Below are 23,453 nucleotides of genomic sequence, written 5' to 3'. Positions count from 1 at the left end.
CCCTCACGCGCCGAAACCCTCACGCGCCGGAGGCCAGCGCGTCCCTCCGCCGCTGGATCCCCGCCGGCACCGCCCGCGACCGCGCCGGCGTTCCCGTCCAGCACGTGCCCCGGCGGGACAGCAGGCGGTGCAGCCACAGTTCGAGGGAGACCAGGTCGGCCAGCCCCTCCACCGTGGACCCGGCCGCCGCCGAGCGGAGCGCCTTGCGGACCACGCCCCCGTCCACCAGCCCCGCGTCCGCGAGCAGCGGGCGGGAGAAGAGGTCGAGCAGCGGGTCGGCGGACAGCCGCAGGCCCGCCCGCGCGGCCGCGGCCGACGAGGCGTGCGACGGGGTGCCCCAGCCGGGCGGCAACTCGGTGATGCCGGTGCTCTCCAGGACCGTGCGCAGGATCTCGGCGCGCGCACCGGGCCGTACCCGCAGCGCCTCCGGCAGCTCACGGCACGCGCGGACCACCTGGTTGTCCAGGAACGGCGCGTGCAGCCGCTGCGAACGGACCTCCGCGGACTGCTCCAGCACCCGCAGGTCCGCCGCGTACCGGGCGAGCGCCGCCCGTGCCCGGTGCTCGCCGGGCCGCTGCGCCCCCGTACCCGACCGGTCCCCCTCCACCCCGAGCAGAACCGATACTTCAGCCAGTGCCTCCCCCGTGAGCCACCGGGCGGCCGGACCCGGCGCGGCCCAGGTCAGCGCCGCGAGCGACGCCCCGACCGCCCCCTTCGGCTCCTCGAACCGCCGCCGCATCAGCCGCTCGGCGAGCTCCTCCAGGCCGGCCCGGTACGGCGTGCGGGCGAGCCGCCGGGCCGCGCCGTACACCCGCGCGGGGACCAGGACCGAGCCGTCCGCACGGGCGAGCGCGGCGACCGGCCGGACCAGATGGCGGCGTCTGCGGTCCATCAGCAGGTCGGCGAGCCGGGCCGGGTGCGCGTCCAGGACCTGCCGCGCGCCGTGCCCGGTGAAGTGGTCCGCGCTGCCCGCGGCCAGCCGCGCCCGGTGCCGCCCGGCCGTGACCAGCGAGGGTCCTGGCTCGTCGGTGAGGGGGCCGTCGAGGTCGGCGTAGGGCAGGGCCTCCTCGCCGCCGGTCACCACCACGTGGTGCAGCCGCGGGTCGGCCGCGAGCGCCGCCGCCCGCTGCACCTCGGCCTCGCGGCCGCCGACGGCGAGGTCGTTGAAGGTGACGGCGAGAAGGCGTTCGCCGGCGCCGTGTCCGAGCAGGGTGCCGGGCCGGCCGGGCAGCCCGGCGGCGAGCAGCGCGAGGGTGGCGGAGGCCGGCCCGCCGGACAGGTCGGCGCCGATTCCGGGCACCGGCATCCCGCGCCGGGCGCGCCGCTCGGCGGGCCCCATGCCGGGCACCGGCCCCGGATCGAGGTCGGGCACGTGCCGCGGCGCCGAGAGCCGGGTGCGCACCGCCTCCACCAGGGCGTCGCGTACGGCGTCCACCGCGCGGTCGGGGTCGGCCGGGGGCGCGGACACGGCGAGCGAGGAGACCGGGTCGTACCCGGCGATCTCCAGCGCCCCCGCGCGCAGCACCAGCGCGTGTCCGGGCGGAATGCGCCGTACCCCTTCGTAGGGGGTGGTGTCGCGCAGCGCGGCCGGGACGTCCGGGGCGGCGAGCAGGGCGGCCAGATGACCGAAGTCGAGGTTGGCCTCGATGAGGTCGGCGAGCGGCAGCGCGGCGGTGGCGTACGCCGTGCCGCCCGCCCACGGGGTGTGGAAGACCGGGCGGGCGCCCGCGAGGTCGCCGCAGACGGTGACGCGGCGGCCGACCTGGACGACGGCCGTGTAGCTGCCGGGCCAGTTGGTCAGGTGGCGCAGCGCGCCGCCGCGCGCGGTGAACAGGCCGCGCCGCAGCTCCTCGTCGGAGGCGCCGCAGATGCCGAGGACGGCGATCCGGTTCTGCTCGTCGGCCTTGATCACGCGCACCTCGTCCGGGCGCCAGTCGCCGACGGCCCACAGCGGGTCGGGGTCGCCCCACAGGAGCTGGGAGCCGACCGGGTGCAGGGTCTCGCCGTCGGGGCCGAACGAGCCCGCGGAGCCCGGCGAGTCCGCGGAGCCCGGCGAACCGGCGGAGCCGAGCCCGGCCGCGCCCCCGGCGGCGCTGCTCCACCCCACCAACCACCGCATCGTGCCTCCACAGCCTGTGGACAACCAGTGCACCGATCGAACCGGTCCCCATGCTGCCACGAAGGACGCGTGGGAGAGGTGTGGTGACACCGTCCGGAACGGCGGAGGGAGAAGGGGGGGTCGGCGGCCGGGCGCCGCGGGCGGGCCGGCGCTCGGGTGGCCACTCACCAGGCAGGGCGCGACGCGAATGCGCCCCCGGCGCGCTCCCCCAAAACGCCCTTCGCGCCCCCAAGTTGCGTGGTCGGAGCAGAAATACCCCGGTCGACTCCGGGACGATTTTCAGCCAAATAGCAGAAGTGGCAGGGGAGATGAGCACGCTCCGTAGGGGCTCGCGGCCCGCGCGGCGCCCCGGACGCACGCACGGTCCGGGAGACGGCATCCGCCTCCCGGACCGGTCCGCCACCCGCGGGGATGAAGGCGGCGGTGTCCCCCAGCCCGCTGGATCCAGTACAGCGGGCCGACCCACGCAGGACCAGGTAACCGCCCGCGAGCCGGCCACAGGAGAGCGCACGGCCGGGCGCACGACCACACACGCGGGGGCACGCGACGGCCGTCCGTGCACGGTGCGTACTGGTCCGCACTCCCGTACGGACCACAATCCCGCCATCCGGAACAATGCCCCTTAACGCTTGGGATGCGGCGAACTACGCTGGGTTTACGAATGCCGCACGGTTATGCCCGAGCGGCGGCCGTCTGTGTCGAGGGGTGGCGCATGTCCAGGGAGCAACGCGGGCCGAACGAAAAGCTCGGCGCCGTTCTCGCCCTCGCGGGAATCAGCAACGCAGGACTCGCGCGCCGCGTCAACGACCTTGGCGCCCAACGCGGGTTGACACTTCGCTACGACAAGACGTCCGTGGCGCGCTGGGTGTCGAAGGGCATGGTGCCGCAGGGCGCCGCGCCCCACCTCATCGCGGCCGCCATCGGACAGAAGCTCGGCCGCCCGGTGCCGCTCCACGAGATCGGCCTGGCGGACGCGGACCCCGCGCCCGAGGTCGGCCTCGCCTTCCCGAGGGACGTGGCGCAGGCGGTGCGCTCGGCGACCGAGCTGTACCGCCTCGACCTCGCCGGACGCCGGGCCGGCTCGGGCGGCATCTGGCAGTCGCTGGCCGGATCGTTCGCGGTGAGCGCCTACGCGACGCCCGCCTCACGCTGGCTGATAACCCCCGCCGACAGCTCGGTCGCACGGGCGGACGGCGCCGCCGAGGGCACCGGCGCACCGGTCAGAGTCGGCCACAGCGATGTCCGCAAGCTGCGGGAGGCCGCCGAGGACGCCAGGCGCTGGGACTCCAAGTACGGGGGCGGCGACTGGCGTTCGTCCATGGTGCCCGAGTGCCTGCGGGTCGAGGCGGCACCGCTGCTGCTCGGCGGGTACTCCGACGAAGTCGGCCGCGCGCTGTTCGGCGCCTCCGCCGAACTGACCCGGCTCGCCGGGTGGATGGCCTTCGACACCGGCCAGCAGGAGGCGGCGCAGCGGTACTACATCCAGGCGCTGCGGCTCGCCCGCGCGGCGGCCGACGTACCGCTGGGCGGGTACGTCCTCGCCTCCATGTCCCTCCAGGCGACCTACCGGGGGTTCGGGGACGAGGGCGTGGACCTCGCGCAGGCCGCGCTCGAACGCAACCGGGGGCTGGCCACCGCCCGCACGATGAGCTTCTTCCGGCTGGTAGAGGCGCGCGCCCACGCGCGCGCCGGGGACGCGCAGGCGGCGGGCGCGGCGCTGAAGGCGGCGGAGAGCTGGCTGGAGCGCTCCCGCGAGGGGGACAACGATCCCTCGTGGCTCGGCTTCTACGGCTACGACCGGTTCGCCGCCGACGCGGCCGAGTGCTACCGGGACCTGAAGCTGCCGCGCCAGGTGCGCCGCTTCACCGAGCAGGCGCTGTCGAAGCCGACGGAGGAGTTCGTGCGCTCGCACGGACTGCGCCTGGTCGTCTCCGCGGTGGCCGAGCTGGAGTCCGGCAACCTCGACGCGGCCTGCGAGCAGGGGGTGCGGGCGGTCGAGGTGGCCGGCCGGATCTCCTCGGCGCGGACCACCGAGTACGTGCGGGATCTGCTGCACCGGCTGGAGGCGTACGGCGACGAGCCGCGCGTGGTCGAGCTGCGGGAGCGGGCCCGGCCCCTGCTGATGGCGCCCGCGTAAAGACATCCCCGCGCCTTCGGCCGTACCGCCGCTTCCCGTGTTTGAAGGCATTGTCAGTGGCGCAGTGCACTATCGACGTGGGAGGTGGTGCAGGTGCCGGTCGGGGCGTACGACTGCGATGTGCTCGTGGTCGGAGGGGGAATCGTCGGGCTGTCGACGGCGTACGCGATCGGCCGTGCGGCGCCGGGGACACGGGTGACCGTGCTGGAGAAGGAGCCGGGCCCGGCCCGCCACCAGACGGGCCGCAACAGCGGGGTGATCCACAGCGGGATCTACTACCGGCCGGGCTCCCTCAAGGCGCGGTACGCGGTGCGCGGCGCCGCCGAGATGGTCGCGTTCTGCGCCGAGTACGGCATCGAGCACGCCGTCACCGGCAAGCTGATCGTGGCCACCGAGCGCGCCGAGCTGCCCCGGCTGCACGCCCTGGTCCAGCGCGGCCGGGAGAACGGAATACCGGTGCGCGAGCTGGGCGCCGCCCAGATCGAGGAGTACGAACCCGAGGTGCGCGGACTGGCCGCGATACACGTCGGCAGCACCGGCGTGTGCGACTACACGGGCGTCGCCCGGCAGCTCGCCCGCGCCTCGGGCGCCGACATCCGCTACGGCGCGCGGGTCGCCGGCGTGGACCGGCGCCCCGAGCGCGGCGTGGCCGTGCGCACCGCGACCGGTGACGTCGTGCGCGCGCGGGTGCTGGTGAACTGCGCCGGGCTGTACTGCGACGAGCTGGCCCGGCTCACCGGTGACGAGCCGGGCGTGCGGATCGTGCCATTCCGCGGGGAGTACTACCAGCTGGCGCGGCCCGAGCTGGTGCGCGGCCTGGTCTACCCGGTGCCGGACCCGGCCTTCCCGTTCCTCGGCGTGCATCTGACCCGCGGCGTCGACGGCGGCGTCCACATCGGCCCCAACGCGGTACCGGCCCTGGCCCGCGAGGGGTACGACTGGAGGGTCGTACGACCGCGGGAGCTGGCCGGCACCCTGGCCTGGCCGGGCTCGTGGGCGATAGCCCGGCGGCACTGGCGCTACGGCGCCGGTGAGCTGCACCGCTCGCTGTCGAAGGAGGCGTTCCTGGCGGCGGTGCGCAGGCTGCTGCCCGCGGTTCGGGCCGGGGACCTGGTGCCGGCGCCGGCCGGGGTGCGGGCGCAGGCGGTGCTGCGGGACGGCTCGCTGGTGGACGACTTCCTGATCAAGGAGGGCCCCCGCGCGGTGCATGTGCTGAACGCGCCGTCCCCGGCGGCCACCGCGTCCCTGCCGATCGGCCGGGAGGTCGCGCGCCGGGCCCTGGAGATGCTGGCCGCGGCCGACGGCGCGGGCATATCCGCCGCGCGCCCGTAGACTCGTTCGTACTGTGTCTGATGCGCTGAACACCCCCGACGTCCTGTCCGAGCCGGCCCCGGACGCCCCCGGTGCCGCCCCCCGGCCCGGCCGGGCCAAGGGCGAGCCGCGCTTCCCGGACGGCCCGAAGGCCGATCCCGCCGGCTCGCACTTCGAGCGGCGGATCCGCAGCTTCCAGCCGCGCCGCAGCCGGGTCACGAGCGGGCAGGCCGACGCGCTCCAGCGGCTGTGGCCGGCCTGGGGACTGGACATCGACGGACAGCGGGTGCTCGACCTCGCCGAGCTGTTCGGCAACGACCGTCCGGTGGTCCTGGAGATCGGCTTCGGCATGGGCGAGGCCACCGCACAGATGGCCGCCGCCGACCCGGACACCAATGTGCTCGCGGTCGATGTGCACACCCCCGGCCAGGGCAATCTGCTGAACCTCGCCGAGCAGAACGCGCTGGACAACATCCGGGTGGGCAACGGGGACGCGATCATCCTGCTGCGCGAGATGCTCCGCCCCGACGCGCTCGCCGGGCTGCGGGTCTACTTCCCGGACCCCTGGCCCAAGAAGCGCCACCACAAGCGGCGGCTGATCCAGCCCGAGTTCCTCGACCTCGCCGCGACCCGGCTGCGGCCCGGCGCGCTGGTGCACTGCGCGACCGACTGGGAGCCGTACGCCGAGCAGATGCTCGAAGTCCTCACCGCCCACCCCGCCTACGAGAACACCCAGCCCGACGGCGGTTACGCGCCCCGGCCCGCGTTCCGGCCGCTGACCCGTTTCGAGGGGCAGGGGCTGGACAAGGGTCATGTGGTGCACGATCTCCTGTTCCGCCGCAGGTAAACCGCTCAGCCCCGCGTCCCGCCACCGTTAGGGTCGATGCCGTGGCCACCAGTTCTGCGTACCCGATGTACCCCCCGAGCCCCGGCGGCGAGACGCTGCACCACCCGCACTGGTGGCAGCTGCGGTGGGTGCGGTACGGCGCGCTGATCACGCTGCTGGCCATGTCCGGGCTGGTCATCCTGGCGCTGGTGCGCAAGGAGACCGGCACCGAGGGGTTCCTGGTGGGTCTCGGCCTCGCGGTGCTGCCGGTGCCCTGGCTGGTCACCGCGTTCCGCTGGCTGGACCGGGTGGCGCCCTTCGCCTGGCGGAACCTGGTGTTCGCGTTCTGCTGGGGCGCGTTCGCGGCGGCGCTGATAGCCATCGTCGCGAACAGCTTCGCGACCAAGTGGATCGCCACCTCCACCGCGGACCCGGCGGGCGCCAACACCCTCGGCGCCACCCTGATAGCCCCGATAGTCGAGGAGTCCGCCAAGGCGGCGGCCGTCCTGCTCGTCTTCCTCTTCCGCAGGCGCGAGTTCACCGGGATCGTGGACGGGATGGTGATAGCCGGGATCACCGCCACCGGGTTCGCGTTCACCGAGAACATCCTCTACCTCGGCACCGCCTTCGGCACCGACCGGATCAGCGGCGGCCACGGCATCGTCTCCGTCACCGCCGCCACCTTCTTCGTGCGCATCGTGATGTCCCCGTTCGCGCACCCCCTGTTCACCACCTGCACCGGCATCGGCTTCGGCCTCGCCGCGCTGTACGGGGCCCGCGGGCGCGCCCGGCGGGTGCTGCTCCCGCTCGGCGGTCTGCTGCTCGCGATGTGCATGCACTCCCTGTGGAACAGCTCCGCCGGCTTCGGCCAGTACGGCTTCCTCGCCGTCTACGGCGCCTTCATGCTGCCCGTGTTCGGGCTGCTGACCTGGCTCGCGGTCTGGACCCGGCAGCGGGAGCTGCGCACGGTGCGCGAGGAACTGCCCACCTATGTGCTGGCCGGCTGGCTGGGCCCGGCCGAGCCCTTCGCGCTCGGCTCGATGCGCGCCCGCCGGATGGCCCGCGACTACGCCCGCCACCACGCCGGCCGCCCCACGGCACGGGCGGTCGCCCAGTACGAGACGTACGCCACCGCCCTCGCGCTGCTGCGCCGGCAGGGCCGCCAGGGGCGGGCGGGCGCGGACTTCGCCACCCGCGAGCGGGAACTGCTCGATCAGCTGTGGCAGCGCCGGGAGGCCGCCCGGCCCGCCCTGGAGTACGCGGCCCTCAGGGCGGCCGCCGCCCACGTCCCGATGGGGTGGGCGCCCGCGCCGTACGGGCACGCGTACATCCGGCCGGGGCAGCCGCAGGGGCACGGGTACGGCCACCCGGCGGCGCCGTACCCGTCCTACCACCCGTACTGGATGTGACCTACGGGCCCCAGGGTGCTCAGGCCGAGGCGTCCGTCAGCTTCTTCAGCTCGTCGTCCGTCAGCTTCAGCTCGCCGACGGCCAGCAGCGGCGGGAGCTGCTCCAGGGTGCGGGCCGAGGCGATCGGGGCGGTGACGGTCGGCTGGGCGGCCAGCCAGGCGAGGGCGACGGTGGCGTGCGCGGCCCCGTGCGCGGCGGCGATCTCGTCGAGGGCGGCGAGCACCTTCTGGCCGCGCTCGGTCTCCGCGTACTTGGCGGCCGAGCCGGCACGGGCGCTGTCGACCGTGGCACCGGGCCGGTACTTGCCGGTCAGGAAGCCCGCGGCGAGCGCGAAGTACGGCACCGCGGACAGGCCCTCGCGGGCGACGAGGTCCTGGAGCGGGCCCTCGTAGGTGTCGCGGGAGACCAGGTTGTAGTGGGGCTGGAGCGCCACATAGCGGGCCAGGTTCTCGCGGGCGGAGAAGTCCAGGGACTCCTTGAGCCGCTCGGCGCTGATGTTGGACGCGGCGATCTGCCGGACCTTTCCGGCCTTCACCAGCTCGTCCAGCGCGCCGATGATCTCCTCGACCGGCACCTCGGGCTGGTCGAAGTGGGTGTAGTAGAGGTCGATGTAGTCGGTGCCCAGGCGGGCCAGGGAGGCATCGGCGGCGGCCTTGATGTTGGCCGCGGACAGGCCCCGGTACTGCGGGTGCTGGCTGACCTTGGTGGCGATGACGACGTCGGAGCGGTTGCCGCGGGCCTTGACCCACTTGCCGATGACGGTCTCGGACTCGCCGCCCTGGTGGCCCTCGACCCAGGCGCTGTAGGCGTCGGCGGTGTCGATGAAGTTGCCGCCCGCGGCCGTGTACGCGTCCAGGACGGCGAAGGAGGTCTGCTCGTCGGCGGTCCAGCCGAAGACGTTGCCGCCCAGGCAGAGCGGGGAGACCTGGAGGTCGGATGAGCCCAGTGTGCGCAGAGAAGTCATGCTTCACATCAACACCGGCGACGGATGATCGCATTCCGCCGCCGGTGCGGGAACCGGCGCGGTTCCGTCAGGGGTTGAGGCCCTTGTCGCGCAGCCAGGGCGCGGGGTCGACGGCGGTGGGCTGCCCGTTCGGGTGCACCTCCAGGTGCAGGTGCGGGCCGGTGACATTGCCGGTGGCGCCGACGCGGCCGATGACCTCGCCGGTGGTGACCTTCTGGCCGACCGAGACGTTGATCGAGGACTGGTGGCAGAACCACAGCTCGGTGCCGTCGTCCAGGGTGAGGACGGTGCGGTAGCCGTAGGCGCCGGCCCAGCCGGCCTGGGTGATGGTGCCGCCGTGGACGGCCTTGATCAGGGTGCCGGTGGGGGCGGCGAAGTCGAGGCCGGTGTGGTAGCCGGAGGACCACATGGCGCCGGGCTGCCCGAAGGTGCCGGTGATCGTGTACGAGACGACGGGCAGCGTGTACTGCTTGGCGAGCGCGGCCAGCCGCTTGGCCTCGGCCGCCTTCTTGGCGTCGGCCTCCGCCTGCTCCTTGGCGTCGGCGGCCTTGGCGGCGGCCTCCTTCTCCGCCTTGGCGGCCGCCGCGTCGCTCTGCTGCTGGGCGGCGGCGACCATCGCGGCGGTGGCCTTGCTGTCGGCCTGGCCCTGCTGCTGCTCGGCCTGGGCCATGATCCGGTTGCGCAGGGCCTCGCCCGCGCCGGTGTCCGTGGCGCCCTCGGTGGTCCGCCCGAGGTCGGTGAGCGCGGTGGCGGTCTCGGCCTTGGGCGTCTCGGCGGAGTCGTCGCCGAGGAAGTGCTCGACGGTGGACAGGTGCGGCACCGAGACGTCCGGCAGGTCCGGCATCGAGACGGAGACCGGCGGCTTGCCGGGGTTGGCGCTGGCGATGCCGCCCGCGCCGACGGCGGCGATCACGCCGACGCCGAGGACGGTGGAGCTGCGGGCGAAGCCGCCGCGCTGCTTGGCGACGCGGTGGCGGCCGCGGACCGGGGCGACGGACTCCTCGCCGGGGTTCCACTCCTCCCAGGGGCCGTCGCCTTCGGGGCCGGGGCCGAACGACTCGGGTGCGCGCTGAGCGGGCACGAACGGTGCTTCGGGGGCGGGCCGGTTGGACGCCACGGGGGCGTGCTCCTTTCCTTCCTCCGCCTACCGGGTTAGCTGACGGGTTCGGAGCAGGAAGGTCTCCTACGCGCGTATACCGCTCGTGGACTCGGCTGAGTCCGCGGTGGTGTCCGCGTGATTCACCCCAGAGGTGGTGGTTCCCCGGTTCCCTCGCGGGATTCGGCGCGTGCGCACGGAGCCGCCTCGGGTGACGGCTGGGACGACCGCGCTGCGTTATCGAACGTTAATAGACCGGAGGGGAACTTTCCAAGCCGTTCGGCTTGATCATTAAGGTTCAAACCCGTGGACTTACCGCCCAGCGGGCCGCCAAACCGGGCGAGTTGACCGCCGTTCACGAGTCACCCGGTTTTTGATGGTGACTCAGATGTTATGCGCTGGGCGGTCGAACGGTCACGGGGGGTAACCCCCCGTTCGAGGCCCGGAAAACACCCAGGGCCGGAATCCATGAACTGGATTCCGGCCCTGAGACATCAGTAGCGGGGACAGGATTTGAACCTGCGACCTCTGGGTTATGAGCCCAGCGAGCTACCGAGCTGCTCCACCCCGCGGCGATGTCTCTACTGTACGCCATCACCAGGGCGGAAAGCACATCGGTTACGACGGGCCCCCGGATCGGCCGGGCAGATGCCGGTTCGGCGCCTTGGCCAGCGGCTCGTACTCGGGCAGGACGACGACCTCGGCGCCCGCGGCCGTCAGCACCCCGGTGCCGTCGGCCGCCACCACGAAGGTGTCCGGCTCCCGCCAGGCGGTCACCACCCGGCGCACCCCCGCCCGCAGGATCAGCTCGGCGCAGGGCGCGGGGCGCGAGGCGCGGCGGGCGCAGGGCTCCAGGCTGCTGTAGACGGTGGCGCCGGGCAGCCGCGGGTCGGCGGGGTCGGTCTTGGCGAGCGCCGCCTCCTCCGCGTGCACCACCGGGTCCCCGCCCTCGCGGGAGTGGCCGCGGGCCAGCTCGGTGCCGTCGGCGGCGACCACGACCGCGCCGACGCTGAAGGCCGTTCGCGAGGGCGGGCACAGCGCGGCCAGCTCGCAGGCGGTGCGCAGCCAGTGCCGGTCGGCGGCGGTGAGCACCGGTCCGGTGCCGGGCGCGGTGGGCTCGTAGCGCATCAGGACGACGTCCTCGATCCGGCGGGACTCGACCAGCCGCAGCCGACCCTCCTGGTACCGGCCGGGTCCGAACAGCCGCGGGGCGGCCGGATCGCCCACGATCAGCGGGGCGACCACGAGCTGGAGTTCGTCGGCGAGGCCCTGCTGGAGGAGCTGGGTGTGCACGGCCGCGCCGCCCTCCACCATCAGCCGGCCGACCCCGCGCTCGGCCCGCAGGTGGCCGAGCAGGGCCCGCCAGTCCAGCTCCGGGCCGAGCGCGACGACGTCGGCGGCGCCGCCGAGGAGACGGGTGACCCGTGCGGCGCCCGCGTCGGTCGTGTAGACGAGCTTGTCGCCGCCGGTGTGCCAGAAGCGGGCCGCGGGATCGAGGTCGCCGGTGCCGGTGACGGTGACCTTCAGCGGATACTCCGGCCGGCCCCGCGCGAGCCGGGCCGCGCGCCGCTCGGCGGAGGCGACCAGCAGCCGCGGGTTGTCGGCGCGCAGGGTGCCGGCGCCGACCAGGAGGGCGTCGGCCGAGGCCCGTACCGCGTCCACCCGGTCGAAGTCGGCCGGTCCGGACAGCAGCAGCCGCTGCTGTCCGGTGTCGTCCAGGCAGCCGTCGAGGGAGACGGCGGCGGACAGCAGCACGTACGGGTACGGCGCGGACTCGGGCAAAGCTCGCTCGGTGCTCATCGCCTCCAGTGTGCGGCCCGCCGTGGGCCTGCCCGCCCGGGGGGACGGCACGCGCCGCCCGGCCCGCACCCGCCCCAGCCCGCCCTAAAAGCATTCTTATTTCCGCCCGTTGCTGTCATAGGACCGCCGAACCCCGCTTTCGAGTTACAGAAGCACCCGAATGCCCCACACCCCCAGCTCCCGAGAGGCTCGTTAGCTGACCGTGGCACGCACAGAGAGACGCACAGCGCTGAATCTCCACTCGCCGGTCACATTCCGGGTGGAAAGCAAGGAAGGCGAGGTGTTCACCGACGGCTGTTCCGATCTTCTTGACGATTTCTTGAGAAGAATCCGCCAGCTGGAGAGTGAGTACCTGCGGGCGATGGTGAGGCTCTAGGACTCGGCCGATGGACAGGATTCACGATGAAGACGTTATGTGTGACTACGAGTTCAGCACGCTCGAGATGCAGTGGGACCCGGTCGAGGAACTGGCCCAGATGCTGTCCGGCGCGTCCGCCGCGAATCCCGACCCGGCCACCCCGCCCCACGGCAGGTCCAGCCACCGGAAAAATCGCCGGCGCATCCGCACCGAGCCCGGATTGCTGCGCGACGATCAGCGCGGCGCGCCCGTCACGCTGCTGATCGCCACCATCTCGGTGTGCGCGCTGTGCATGCTGGGCTGGTCCTTCTCCTATTCCTACGCCCAACTCCGCGCCACCGCTTCCTCCGTACTGCCGATGCGCCTCGCACAATGGTGGCCGTTGACGGTGTACGGGCCCTGGCTCGTGGCGGCGCTTTCCATTCTGCGGGCGACGGTCCAGCACCGAAGTGCCAGAAGATCCTGGGGAGTTCTGCTGGGCGCCTCCACCATGGCGGTCGCCCTGTGCGTCTGTCACACGGCGCATTCCCCGCTCTCCCTGATCATCTTCGGAATTCCGCCGATCACCGCCCTGGTGTGTTTCTGGGAGATCGTCGGCCAGGTCTCCTCCAAGGTGACCCGCCCCCGGCATGCCGCGCACAGCCGCCGCAATCCCAAGACGCAGGGACCGTACGACGTCAGATGAGCCACCGGCCCGCCGGGACACCGGCGGGCGCGGCCATCGCGGGCCCGGTCATCGCGGGCCCGGTCATCGCGGGCCCAGTTATCGCGGGCCCAGTTATCGCGGTGCCGCCGCCGCAGGCCCGGTCATCGCAGGACGACGCAGCCCCGCCGCTCCAGTTCCGCTGTCACCGGCGATTCCCGGAGGCCCTGGTTCCAGCGCAGGTCCAGCTTCTCCAGTGCGGGCAGGTCCACGAGCCAGCCGGGCAGCCGGGTGAGCCGGTTGCCGCGCACGTCCAGCTGCCGCAGCAGCGGCAAGCCGGCGAGGCATGACGGCAGTTCGGGCAGCGCGTTCTCCCGCAGGTCGAGATGGCGCAGCTCGCGCAGGCCCGCCAGGGACGCGGGCAGGCTCGTCAGCTCGTTGCCCCGGAGCCAGAGCTCGCGCAGGGCGCGCAGGGCGCCGATGGTGTCGGGCAGCGCGGTCAACCGGTTGTGCTGCGCCCGGAGTTCGACCAGCGCCGCCATCCGTCCGATGCTCTCGGGCAGGGCCGTGAGGGCGTTCTCGCCGACGTTGAGGTACCGCAGCCGCGTCAGCTTCCCCAGTTCCCCGGGAAGCTCGGCGAGCGCGTTGTCGTGCAGGTAGAGGCAGCCGTCGAGCCCGGTCAGCTCACCGATCGCCGAGGGCACCGAGGGGAGCCGGTTGTGCCCGAGGTCCAGGGTCCGCAAGGAGCGCAGCCGCCCGATGCCGTCCGGCAGGGCGGTGAGCCCGTTGTCCGCGAGGATGAGCACCTGGAGGCCGCTGCGCTCCCAGACCGACTCGGGCACCCGACCCAGCCGCCGCCGCCACAGATTCAGCACACTCCCGGAATCCGGCGCCACGCCACCCTCGGACCCCGGCGCCACGCCGCCCCCGGACCCCGGCGCCACGCCGCCCCCGGACCCCGGCGCCACGCCGCCCCCGGACCCCGGCGTCACGCCACCCTCGGAACCCGGCGACGCACCGCCCTCGGAATCCGGCGTCACGCCGCCCCCGCCCCGGCCGCCGTCAGCAGGTCCAGCACTTCCCCGACCCGCCGGCGGATCTCCGGGTCCGCGACGAGCCCGTCCTCGCCCACGTCCCCGTGCCCCACCGGCACCCGGACACAGGCCGCCTCCACGATGGCCGCCCCGGTGTACCCGAGCACGGTCCGCAAGGTGGCCTCCGCGCCCTGCCCGCGCCCCGGCGCCGCCACATTGACCCAGGCGACCGGCTTGTCGCAGATCTCGGTCCCGCCGACCGTCCAGTCCAGCAGGTTCTTGAACGCGCCCGGCAACGTCCCGGCGTACTCCGGCGCGCAGATCAGCACCCCGTCCGCCGCGCCGATCGCCGCCCGCAGCTCGGCCACGGCCGCCGGCAGCGGTTCCCGGTCGTCATCGGGATTGAAGTACGGCAGCCGCCCCAGCCCGTCGTACCGGACGGCCCGCACGCCCGCATCGGCCGCCACCGCCTGCGCCGTCCGCAACAGCACCTCATTCACGGAACCGGCCCGCAGGCTCCCCGACAGCAGCAGAATCATCCCCGACCCCCCTCGAAACGGACGAGCCCCCAGCTCGAACTGCTCCTGAGCTGGGGGCGATTCCGTAGGCCCTGTGGGACTCGAACCCACAACCAATGGATTAAAAGTCCACTGCTCTGCCAATTGAGCTAAGGGCCCAGGCGATGTTGCCTGTCCGAGCATAGCCGCAGGAGGCCGGGTCTCCGATCGGGTAGGGGGGACCCGGCCGCGTCGCGGGGCGGGATGGCTAGTTTTTGACGGGATCCGAGGGGGCCGGGGCGAGGAACCAGTGGCGGGCGGAGACGAGCCACCAGGTGGCGGCGAAGCCCAGGACGACCAGGACGGCGACGGGGGCGTAGTTGAAGGTCTCCCAGGTGACGGGCGAGACCTGCGGGAGCATGAAGAGGATCGTGATCGCCAGCACCCACAGGACCGAGATCACCCCGATCACCCCCGACCAGCGGCCCAGGTGCCACGGCCCCCGCTCGAACGCCGCGCCCTTGCGGACCCGCAGGAAGGTCGGGACGACGTAGGCGAGGTACAGGCCGATCACCGCGATGGACGTCACCGCCGCGTACGCCGTCGAGTTGATCAGGTAGGGCAGGCCGAGGGCCAGCGCGGCGAGCGCGGCCAGCCAGACCGCCGCCACGGGGGTGCGGGTGCGCGGGCTCACCGTGTGCCACAGGCGGGAGAAGGGCAGCGCGCCGTCGCGGGAGAAGGCGTAGATCATACGGCTGTTGGCGGTGACGGAGGCCATGCCGCAGAACAGCTGGGCGCCGATCACCACCAGGAGCAGCAGCTTGCCGGAGGTGGCGCCGAGCGCGTCCAGCAGGATCTGGGCCGGCGGCGCGCCCGTCGCGGAGGTCAGCTCCCTGTCGTACGACTGGATCGCGTAGGTGAAGCCGAGCAGCAGCACGAACCCCGCGATCCAGGACGTCCAGATGGAGCGCACGATGCCCTTCGGGCCCGCCGTGGCCGCGTCGTGCGTCTCCTCGGTCATATGGGCGGAGGCGTCGTAGCCGGTGAAGGTGTACTGGGCCATCAGGAGGCCGAGCAGCACGACGTAGACACCGCTGCCCCAGCCCGTCCGGTTGACGAAGTGGGTGAGGACGAAGGACGTCGGGCGGTGGTGGTCGGGTACGAGGGCCAGCGCGCCGACGATGACCACCACCCCGAGCACGTGCCACCACACGCTCACGCTGTTCAGGAAGGCGACGATCCGCACGCCGAAGGTGTTCAGCAGGCCGTGCAGCAGCAGGATCGCGGCGAAGAGCAGGACGGTTCGCACGCGCGTGACCTCGAAGCCGAACTGGAGGTTCAGGTACGCGCCGAGGAAGGACGCCGCGCCGAAGTCGATGCCCGCGGTGACCGCGACCTGGCCCAGCACGTTGAACCAGCCCGTGAACCACGCCCACGCGGCCGCCGAGCGGGGCGGTGCCAGCCGGTGGGCCCAGAAGTACAGGCCGGCCGAGGTCGGGTACGCCGAGCAGATCTCGGCCATCGACAGCCCCACGAGCAGCGTCATCAGGCCGACCGCGACCCAGCCCCAGGTGATCACGGCGGGGCCGCCCGTGGCCATGCCGAAGGCGTAGAGGGTCAGACAGCCCGACAGGACCGAGATGATCGTGAAGGACACCGCGTAGTTGGCGAACGCCGACATACGGCGGGCGAGGACCTGCGGGTAACCGAGCTGGGCCAGCCGTTCCTCGTCCGAGGGCCCGCCCGCCGGCGCGGCGCCCTTCGTGTCACCTGTGACATCCCGTGTGGCGCCGCCTGTCGCGTCTTCTGTCATGCCCCCAGCAATTCCCCCGTCACGGGCGTGACATGCGTCACTCGGAGGCGGTACGCGGAAGGGCCCGCACGACATCGGTCGTGCGGGCCCTTCGCGGTGCGTACGGCGCTGTGTGTACGGCGCTGTGCGTCAGCCGTTGCGCTTCCAGCGCGGCTTGTCGTCACGGCGGCCGAAGGAGGAGCCGGTCCCGCGGTGGTCGTCGCGGCGGCCGTAGGGGCGCTCGTGGCCGCCGGTGGGGGTCCCCCCGTTCGAGCGGGTCCGAGAATGGGGGAGGAAGCCCGGACGGTCGTCGCGGCGGTCGCGGTTGAACGGGCGGTCGCTGCCCCGGTGGCCGCCGCGGTCGTCACGGCGGAAGCCACCGCGGTCGTCACGGCGCTCGAAGGAACGGCCACCACGGTCGTCCCGGCGGTCATCGCGGCGGAAGCCGCCACGGTCGTCACGACGCTCGAAGGAACGGCCACCACGGTCGTCACGGCGGTCATCGCGGCGGTCGTCCCGGCGCTCGAAGCCACGGGCGCCACCGCGGTCGTCACGACGGTCACGGTCGAACGGACGACGGTCGTCGCGGCGCTCGAAGGAACGGCCGCCACGGTCATCCCGGCGGTCATCGCGGCGGTCGTCCCGGCGGAAGCCGCCACGGTCGTCACGACGCTCGAAGGAACGGCCACCACGGTCGTCACGGCGGTCATCGCGGCGCTCGAAGCCACGCGCACCACCGCGGTCGTCACGGCGCTCCCGGCGCTCGGGCGCCGCCGAAGCCGCCGGACGCTCCTCGCGCTCGGCCTGCTGCGCGACGGGCTCCTCGGCCACCGCCAGTTCCTCGGCGGCGGACGCCTGCGCCTCGGCCACCGCGGTCTCCGGGTCCTCACCGCGCTCGCGGGCGACACGGGCCACCAGGCGGTCGGCCTCCTCGCGCAGCTCGGCGGCGCGGCGCTGGGCGCGCTCCAGCTGCTTGGTCAGCTGGACGACCTCGCGCTCGGCCTGCTGCGCGGCGTTGCCCGCGGACTCGGCCTGCACCTCGGTCATGGACCGGGCGCCGGTGATCTCGGCGACCTCCGGCTCGAAGGCGGCGCCGCCCTGGATGATGTGCCGGCCCGCGTCGACGCCGGCGTCCTCCATCAGACGGAAGATCTGGCGCCGCTGGTGCGGCAGCGACAGGGAGACGACGGTGCCGGTACGGCCCGCACGCGCGGTACGGCCCGCACGGTGCAGGTAGTCCTTGTGGTCGCCGGCCGGGTCCACGTTCAGGACCAGGTCGATGCCGTCGACGTGGATGCCGCGGGCGGCGACGTCGGTGGCGACCAGGACGTTGACGTAGCCGTCCTTGAAGTCGGCCAGGGTGCGGGTGCGCGCGCCCTGGGTCATGCCGCCGTGCAGCGCGTCGGCCTTCACGCCCGCGTCGCGCAGCTGCTCGGCGACGCGGTCGGCGCCCAGCTGGGTGCGGACGAAGATGATCGTGCGGCCCTTGCGGGAGGCGATCGCGGCGGTGACCGGCGCCTTGTCCTTGGGCTTCACGATGAGGATGTGGTGGGACATGGTCGTCACCGCGCCCTGGGCCGCGTCCACCTCGTGGGAGACGGGGTTCTTCAGGTAGCGGTCGACGAGGGTCTGGATCTCGTTCTCCATGGTGGCGGAGAACAGCATGCGCTGACCGCCCGCCGGGACCTGGTCGAGCAGTTCGGTGACCTCGGGCAGGAAGCCCAGGTCGGACATCTGGTCGGCCTCGTCCAGGACGGTGATCTGGACGTCCTCCAGCGAGCAGGCGCCGCGGTTGATGATGTCGCGCAGCCGGCCCGGCGTGGCGACGAGGATGTCGACGCCGCGCTCCAGGGCGTAGATCTGGTTGCCCATGGAGGTGCCGCCGCAGACGACCTTCATCTTCAGGCCGACGACGTCGCCGTACGGCTGGAGGGCGTCCGCGACCTGCATGGCCAGCTCGCGGGTCGGGGTGAGGATGACCGCGCGGGGGCGCTTCTTCTCGGTGCGGCCGCCGGCCAGCTGCGCCAGCGTCGGCAGGCCGAAGGAGAGGGTCTTGCCGGAGCCGGTGCGGCCACGGCCGAGGATGTCCTTGCCGAGCAGGGCGTCCGGGATGGTCGCGGCCTGGATCGGGAAGGGGGACGTCACGCCGTTCTGCGCGAGCTTGCGCACGACGCCCTCGGGGAGCCCGAGGTCGGCGAAGGTGATCTGGGGGGTCTGGGTGGCCTCGGGGGCCTGGGTCTCAGTGGCCTCGGTCGTCTCGTCCACGAGTTCGTTCTCGTTCTCGTTTTCGGGCACGACGATCTGGTCAAAACTGGACACGGACATGCGAATGCGAAACCTTCCGGAGTCTCGTCGGCACGCGCCCGTCAACTCCGTGATTCGCACACGACCGCCTCAATGCGGTCCGCCACGGCAAGGGAGAGTACGCGCCACACGGCGCGCTCTGTGGTGGCGCCGGGCAAATGGGATCAAACGATCTACCACCATACGCACCCTCCCCCCATGAAGGCAAACCGGTGGCCCGCTCGGCAGCGTGCGTCCGGTCACATCGGGACGCCCGCCGCGGGGGCCGGCTCCCGCTGGACCAGTTGGGGGCCGGGGTCCTCGTGCGCCGAGGAGGAGGGTTCGGCCGAGGGGGGCTGGGTGTCGGGCGGCGGCGGGGTGGTCGCCGGGGGCGGGGGCGGGGCGGTGGTGGGTCCGGGGGTCGGCTGGGCCCGCGGCGGGGCGGGCGGGGCGCCGGGGGTCTTGCGGGGCTTCGCGGGGTCCGCGGGGGCGCTGTCCGCGCCGGGCGCGCCGGACGGGGACGCCGGGGCCGACTCCCCCGGCTTCGGCTTGCCGCCGTGCCCGTGCTTGCCGTCGCCGCCGGGGGCGATGCGTCCGGGGGCGGCCACGCCATCCGCCGCGGGCCCGGCGCCCGCCGCCGCTCCGGCGCCGCCGTGCCGCCCCGCGGAGTGGGAGGGCGTGGCCCGGCTCCCGGCATCACCCACGTTCACACAGCCGGCGGCGGTGGAGACGGCCAGTGCCGTGACGACCAGACGTACGGGTACGGGCAAGGGGCGCACGGCGGCCACCTCCGGGGGCAGGGAACGGGGTCAACCTGTCCAACTCCCGTCGCCCACGGGAGGACACGCGCCGCGTACGCATCAAGTCACGCGGCTCGTACGGCCGCTACGGCCATGCCCGCGTCCCGTACGGCCGCGTTGACGCCTCGTCACCCGTAACCGAGGGCGTGCAGCCGGGCGTCGTCGATGCCGAAATGGTGGGCGATCTCGTGCACCACGGTCACCTCGGTCTCCGCCACGACGTCCTCGCGCGTGTCGCACATCCGCAGCGTCGGCCCCCGGTAGACCGTGATCCGGTCGGGAAGCACACCGGCGTACCACTCGCCCCGCTCGGTCAGCGGGGTGCCCTCGTACAGGCCGAGCAGACCGGGGTCGGCGGCGGGCGGCTCGTCCTCGACGAACACCGCCACGTTGTCCATGAGCCGCGTCAGCTCCGGCGGGATCCGGTCGAGCGCCTCGGCCACCAGTTCCTCGAACTCCTCGCGCGTCATCTCCAGCACAGGGCCATTGTCGGGCACGGGAGGGCCGTACGAGAGCGCCGGTCCGCCACGCCCGAGCGCGACCGGGCCCGCGCACGGGGGCCGCCGACCGCTCGCACACGGGGGCCGCCGGCGACGTCGCCCTGTCCCGCGACGCCGCACGGGCGACCGGACCCGCGCACCAGGGGTCCGCCGGCTCCCGCACCCGTCGGCCCCCGCCGCCCACCCGGTCCGCCGGTCCGCGTGCACGGGAGCGGCCGGTCGCCCCGCACGCGATGGCCGATCACCACACGCCGGACGACCGCCACCCACCGGACGGCCGGACGGCCCCCGCACGAGACGGCGAACCCCTCCGCCGCCTCCGAGTCTGGCCGACTTCCCCGCGGCGCCCCGCGCGCGAGCCGGTCAACCCGCATATCCACCCCCGCACATGGGCATACGGGATCAATGGTCCGCGTCCCCGTCGCCGTCCTGAACCGCATGCCGAACCGCGTCGCAGCCCTCTTCCGCCGCCCCCCGGCTCCCCGCCCCCGGCCGCTCCCCGAGCTGGAGCTCGCCGCCCGCCCCCGGCCCTGGCCCGGCGCGCTGGGCCTCACCCTGGTCGTGCTCGTCGGCGCCTGGCTGGGGCTGCTGATCGTCGGCAACGTACGGACGCCGGTCGGGCCGATGAACACCACGATGGCGCTGCGCCCCTCGCTGACCGGCGGCACGAAGATCAATGTGTCCCCGCTGGGCGCGCTCACCCTGGACAGCCATGTCGCGCCGGTCCGCCTGGACGTCAACGTCGATCAGCTGGACCCGCTGCGCTCCCAGGAACTGGTCGACCACCCGGAACGGATCTCCGGCCTCCAGGACGAGGTGGTGCACGACGTGGAGCACGGCACGTTCGACCTCGCCGTGCGCTCCTGCGTCGCCGTGGTCACCGGCGCGGGCGTCCTCGGGTTCGCCGTCTACCGGCGCCCGCGCCGCGCCCTCACGGCCGCCGGGCTGGCCCTCGCGCTGCTGGCCGCCTCGGGCGCCTCCGCGTACGCGACCTGGAACCCCGAGTCCGTGCTGGAGCCGCGATTCTCCGGGCTGCTCTCCTCCGCGCCCTCGGTGATCGGCAACGCGCGCGGCATCGTCACCGACTTCGACGTCTACCAGGAGGAGCTGGCCCGCCTGGTGACGAACGTGACCAAGCTGTACGACGTCACGTCCACGCTCCCGGCCTACCAGCCGGACCCGTCCACCATCCGGGTCCTGCACGTGTCGGACATCCACCTGAACCCGGCGAGCTGGAAGATCATCGCCTCGCTGGTCCAGCAGTACAAGGTGAACGTGATCGTGGACTCCGGCGACACGATGGACCACGGCATGGCGGCGGAGAACGGCTTCCTGGACCCGATCGCCGGGCTGGGCGTGCCGTACGTCTGGGTCCGGGGCAACCACGACTCCAAGGTCACCCAGCGCTATCTGGAGCACATGAAGAACGTCCATGTGCTGGACGACGGGCACGCGCAGACGGTCGGCGGGCTGCGTTTCGCGGGCATCGGCGATCCGCAGTTCACCCCGGACCGCGCGGTGGTGCCCGGCGGTGACGCCGCCGAGCGGCTGGCCGGCGACCGGCTGGACAGCGCGCTGCGCTCCCAGCGGGCCGCGGGCACCCCGGTGGACGTGGCGATCGCGCACGAGCCGGTGGCCGCGCGGGAGACGGACGGGGAGGTGCCGCTGGTGCTGTGCGGGCATCTGCACCACGAGGGGGACGAGAAGCTGCCGTACGGGACGCGGCTGCGGATGGAGGGCTCGACCGGGGGCAGCGGGCTGCGCGCGGTGGAGGGGAAGTACCCGGCGCCGATCGAGGCGTCGGTGCTCTATTTCGACCGCGACAGCCATCTTCTCCAGGCCTGGGACGCGATCCGGCTGGGCGGCCTCGGACTGACGACGGCCGAGGTCAGCCGCCATCTGGCGGACGACAACCGGCCAGGCGCGGCACCCGCGTCGACCGCCCCGGCGCCCTCCGGGAAGGCGAGCGCCTCCGGCCGCCCGTAAACCGTTTTGGCGATCCCCCTCGCCATCCCATATGCTTCTCACGTCCCCGACGCGCTGAGAAGCGCCCAGGCGGGCCGATAGCCCTCATCGTCTAGCGGCCTAGGACGCCGCCCTTTCAAGGCGGTAGCACGGGTTCGAATCCCGTTGGGGGCACGCAGAACCGTGTGCGACACTGTTGCGCACAAACAGCTTGGTCCTGTGGAGCAGTTTGGAGTGCTCGCCACCCTGTCAAGGTGGAGGCCGCGGGTTCAAATCCCGTCAGGACCGCTGAGGTTTCACGTGAAACCTCGTGGCTGGGTAGCTCAGTTGGTACGAGCGATCGCCTGAAAAGCGATAGGTCGCCGGTTCGACCCCGGCCCCAGCCACCACCCGAAGGCCCCGTTCGACGAACGGGGCCTTCGTCGTCGTACGACAGCGTCGCACTCCAGCCAGGTCGGGGGGACCATGAGCGGCACCGAGATCGAACTCGAAAAGAAGAAGGCGAAGTACGGCATGCTGGCGGTGATAGCCAGCAATGTCGCGATCGCCGTCGTGGCGGCCGTCGGGGTCTGGCGGCTAGCCGGCGACACCTCGGTGGTCGTCGGCATCCTCACCGCCGCCTTCACCGCGGTCAGCGGCATGACCACCGCCTACCTGGGCATCAAGGCGGTGTCCAACACCGCGCGGTCCATGACCCTGGCCGCCGGCCCGGCCCAGCAGCCGGCCCCCGCGCCGGCTCCCGCGGCCCCCGCGCCCCCCGTGGGCACCGACGCGATCCCCGCCCCCGCGGCGCCCACCCCCAGCTCCTAGGCCGGTTTCCTAGGTCCCGACCTCCTCGGCCGGGCCCGTCGAGCGGCCGCCCGGATGGCGGTGGCGCCAGATCAGGAAGACCGCGCAGGCGAGCAGGGACCAGCCGGCCAGCACCAGGAACGGGAAGGCGTGCTGGTCGCCCCGGAAGTAGACCGCGGTGTGCTGGGCGTTCACCGAGGCGCCGGGCGGCAGCCAGCGGCCGATGGTGCCCAGCGCGGACGGCAGCAGCGGCCAGGAGACGGCGCCGCCGGACGAGGGGTTGCCGAGCAGCACCATCAGGCCCCAGGTCGGCAGCATGGCCCAGCGCCCGAACAGGGTGTTGAACATCGTGAAGACCATGCCGGACGTGAACATCGTCAGGGCGAGAATCAGCCAGGACTCCACGAACGGCAGCCGCAGCGCGCCCAGCCACCAGTCGACCACCGCGCCGATCGTGAACCCGCCGAGCAGGGCGTAGCCGACGGTGAAGGCGATGCGCTCCAGCGGGTTCAGCGCCTTGGCGTGCACGCTGAGCTGGATCGCGCCGATGAAGCCGATCACCACGGCGGCGAGGGAGACGTAGAAGATCGCCAGTCCGCGCGGGTCGCCCTGCTGGAGCGGCTTGAGGTCGTGCACCACCACGGGCGTCCCGGTGGCCCGGCTCACGCTCGCCGCGGCCTGGCCGAGGAGCTGTGCGACGGTCGCCCCGGAAGCCGCGGACACGTCCAGCCTGACCGGCCCGGCGCCCGCGGGGGCGTCGACCACCGCGAAGACGCGCTGCTGGTCCACGGCGCGTACGGCCGCGGCCCGGTCCGGGTACGGGTGCAGCTTCAGCGAGGCCGACAGGGCGCGCTCCATGCCCGCGAGGAAAGTGCGCGCCGCTGGCTTGTCGTAGGCGCCGGTGACCGCGGCGGGGATGCTGTGCGGGGTGGGGTTCGCCATGGCGTAGGTGTAGGAGCCCGCGAAGAGGCCGGCCGCGGCGGAGATGAGGAGGAGCAGGACGGTGGCGGGGAGGAAGGGGGACCGCTTGAACGTCGTCCAGTGCGAATCGGGCGTACGCGAATCGGACATAGGGGAACTCTGGCATCTCGGCGCGGGGGGTGCCTGTTGATCGCCGGGCGCGGGTCGCC

The 23,453-nt window shown here is 73.3% G+C and carries 18 protein-coding genes, 5 tRNA genes and 1 riboswitch; of the genes, 10 read left to right on the top strand and 13 right to left on the bottom strand.

What is annotated here, in order from left to right; translation table 11 throughout:
- Window positions 1-19: 19 nt before the first annotated feature.
- Window positions 20-2,119, bottom strand: a complete 2,100-nt coding sequence (locus AC069R_RS28415) for an asparagine synthase-related protein (protein WP_478769625.1) — start codon at window positions 2,117-2,119, stop codon at window positions 20-22.
- Between the two features lie 712 nt (window positions 2,120-2,831).
- Here AC069R_RS28415 and AC069R_RS28410 point away from each other — a divergent pair.
- The 4 genes from AC069R_RS28410 to AC069R_RS28395 all read left to right on the top strand — a co-directional run bounded on the left by AC069R_RS28410 (window position 2,832) and on the right by AC069R_RS28395 (window position 7,802).
- Window positions 2,832-4,256, top strand: a complete 1,425-nt coding sequence (locus tag AC069R_RS28410; RefSeq protein WP_397985202.1) for an NsdA family TPR-like regulatory protein — start codon at window positions 2,832-2,834, stop codon at window positions 4,254-4,256.
- Window positions 4,257-4,340: 84 nt separating this feature from the next.
- A complete protein-coding gene (gene lhgO / locus AC069R_RS28405) occupies window positions 4,341-5,588 on the top strand; it encodes an L-2-hydroxyglutarate oxidase (RefSeq protein ID WP_478769624.1) in 1,248 nt (415 codons plus the stop codon).
- Between the two features lie 13 nt (window positions 5,589-5,601).
- Entirely contained in the window at window positions 5,602-6,414 is an 813-nt protein-coding gene (gene trmB / locus AC069R_RS28400; protein ID WP_478769623.1) for a tRNA (guanosine(46)-N7)-methyltransferase TrmB, read from the top strand.
- 41 nt (window positions 6,415-6,455) lie between these two features.
- Window positions 6,456-7,802 (top strand): PrsW family intramembrane metalloprotease, encoded by a 1,347-nt coding sequence (locus AC069R_RS28395; RefSeq protein ID WP_478769622.1) that lies wholly within the window; start codon window positions 6,456-6,458, stop codon window positions 7,800-7,802.
- A 19-nt stretch (window positions 7,803-7,821) separates the two neighbouring features.
- On the opposite strand, the gene AC069R_RS28390 is transcribed toward AC069R_RS28395, so the two are convergent.
- The 4 genes from AC069R_RS28390 to AC069R_RS28375 all read right to left on the bottom strand — a co-directional run bounded on the left by AC069R_RS28390 (window position 7,822) and on the right by AC069R_RS28375 (window position 11,662).
- A complete protein-coding gene (locus tag AC069R_RS28390) occupies window positions 7,822-8,766 on the bottom strand; it encodes an aldo/keto reductase (RefSeq protein WP_478769621.1) in 945 nt (314 codons plus the stop codon).
- Window positions 8,767-8,833: 67 nt separating this feature from the next.
- Window positions 8,834-9,883, bottom strand: coding sequence for a M23 family metallopeptidase (locus AC069R_RS28385; RefSeq protein ID WP_478769620.1), 1,050 nt, complete (start codon window positions 9,881-9,883; stop codon window positions 8,834-8,836).
- Window positions 9,884-9,892: 9 nt separating this feature from the next.
- Window positions 9,893-10,061: riboswitch (cyclic di-AMP (ydaO/yuaA leader) on the bottom strand.
- 299 nt (window positions 10,062-10,360) lie between these two features.
- Window positions 10,361-10,434 (bottom strand) — tRNA-Met (locus tag AC069R_RS28380).
- A 46-nt stretch (window positions 10,435-10,480) separates the two neighbouring features.
- Window positions 10,481-11,662 (bottom strand): dihydrofolate reductase family protein, encoded by a 1,182-nt coding sequence (locus AC069R_RS28375; RefSeq protein WP_478769619.1) that lies wholly within the window; start codon window positions 11,660-11,662, stop codon window positions 10,481-10,483.
- A 386-nt stretch (window positions 11,663-12,048) separates the two neighbouring features.
- Here AC069R_RS28375 and AC069R_RS28370 point away from each other — a divergent pair, with 386 nt between their 5' ends.
- Window positions 12,049-12,705 (top strand): DUF2637 domain-containing protein, encoded by a 657-nt coding sequence (locus tag AC069R_RS28370; RefSeq protein ID WP_478769618.1) that lies wholly within the window; start codon window positions 12,049-12,051, stop codon window positions 12,703-12,705.
- A 122-nt stretch (window positions 12,706-12,827) separates the two neighbouring features.
- Here AC069R_RS28370 and AC069R_RS28365 read toward each other — a convergent pair whose 3' ends face one another.
- The 7 genes from AC069R_RS28365 to AC069R_RS28335 all read right to left on the bottom strand — a co-directional run bounded on the left by AC069R_RS28365 (window position 12,828) and on the right by AC069R_RS28335 (window position 19,548).
- Complete coding sequence (locus AC069R_RS28365; protein WP_478769617.1) at window positions 12,828-13,538, bottom strand: leucine-rich repeat domain-containing protein; 711 nt, start codon at window positions 13,536-13,538, stop codon at window positions 12,828-12,830.
- Window positions 13,539-13,699: 161 nt separating this feature from the next.
- Entirely contained in the window at window positions 13,700-14,236 is a 537-nt protein-coding gene (locus tag AC069R_RS28360; RefSeq protein ID WP_478769616.1) for an NADPH-dependent FMN reductase, read from the bottom strand.
- Between the two features lie 65 nt (window positions 14,237-14,301).
- Window positions 14,302-14,374: transfer RNA gene (locus AC069R_RS28355), tRNA-Lys, on the bottom strand.
- An 88-nt stretch (window positions 14,375-14,462) separates the two neighbouring features.
- Window positions 14,463-16,007, bottom strand: coding sequence for an amino acid permease (locus AC069R_RS28350; RefSeq protein ID WP_478769615.1), 1,545 nt, complete (start codon window positions 16,005-16,007; stop codon window positions 14,463-14,465).
- 129 nt (window positions 16,008-16,136) lie between these two features.
- Window positions 16,137-18,311 carry a DEAD/DEAH box helicase gene (locus AC069R_RS28345; protein ID WP_478769614.1) on the bottom strand — a complete coding sequence of 725 codons (2,175 nt, stop codon included), beginning with the start codon at window positions 18,309-18,311 and terminating at the stop codon, window positions 16,137-16,139.
- Between the two features lie 218 nt (window positions 18,312-18,529).
- Window positions 18,530-19,048, bottom strand: a complete 519-nt coding sequence (locus AC069R_RS28340) for a hypothetical protein (RefSeq protein WP_478769613.1) — start codon at window positions 19,046-19,048, stop codon at window positions 18,530-18,532.
- Between the two features lie 149 nt (window positions 19,049-19,197).
- Window positions 19,198-19,548: a metallopeptidase family protein gene (locus AC069R_RS28335; protein ID WP_397985189.1), complete on the bottom strand. Its 351-nt coding sequence runs from the start codon at window positions 19,546-19,548 to the stop codon at window positions 19,198-19,200.
- A gap of 426 nt (window positions 19,549-19,974) precedes the next feature.
- Here AC069R_RS28335 and AC069R_RS28330 point away from each other — a divergent pair, with 426 nt between their 5' ends.
- From AC069R_RS28330 to AC069R_RS28310, 5 genes are all read left to right on the top strand, one after another.
- Window positions 19,975-21,555 (top strand): metallophosphoesterase family protein, encoded by a 1,581-nt coding sequence (locus tag AC069R_RS28330; protein WP_478769612.1) that lies wholly within the window; start codon window positions 19,975-19,977, stop codon window positions 21,553-21,555.
- Between the two features lie 80 nt (window positions 21,556-21,635).
- A tRNA-Glu gene (locus tag AC069R_RS28325) sits at window positions 21,636-21,708 on the top strand.
- A gap of 39 nt (window positions 21,709-21,747) precedes the next feature.
- Window positions 21,748-21,822, top strand: a tRNA-Asp gene (locus AC069R_RS28320).
- Between the two features lie 24 nt (window positions 21,823-21,846).
- A tRNA-Phe gene (locus AC069R_RS28315) sits at window positions 21,847-21,923 on the top strand.
- 76 nt (window positions 21,924-21,999) lie between these two features.
- Window positions 22,000-22,344, top strand: a complete 345-nt coding sequence (locus AC069R_RS28310) for a hypothetical protein (RefSeq protein WP_478769611.1) — start codon at window positions 22,000-22,002, stop codon at window positions 22,342-22,344.
- 9 nt (window positions 22,345-22,353) lie between these two features.
- Here AC069R_RS28310 and AC069R_RS28305 read toward each other — a convergent pair whose 3' ends face one another.
- On the bottom strand, window positions 22,354-23,394 hold the full coding sequence (locus tag AC069R_RS28305; protein WP_478769610.1) for an ABC-2 transporter permease: 1,041 nt from the start codon (window positions 23,392-23,394) through the stop codon (window positions 22,354-22,356).
- Between the last annotated feature and the right edge of the window lie 59 nt (window positions 23,395-23,453).

The sequence above is a fragment of the Streptomyces sp. NPDC043952 genome (genome assembly GCF_056435325.1).
This window is presented reverse-complemented; position numbering and strand designations above follow the sequence as displayed.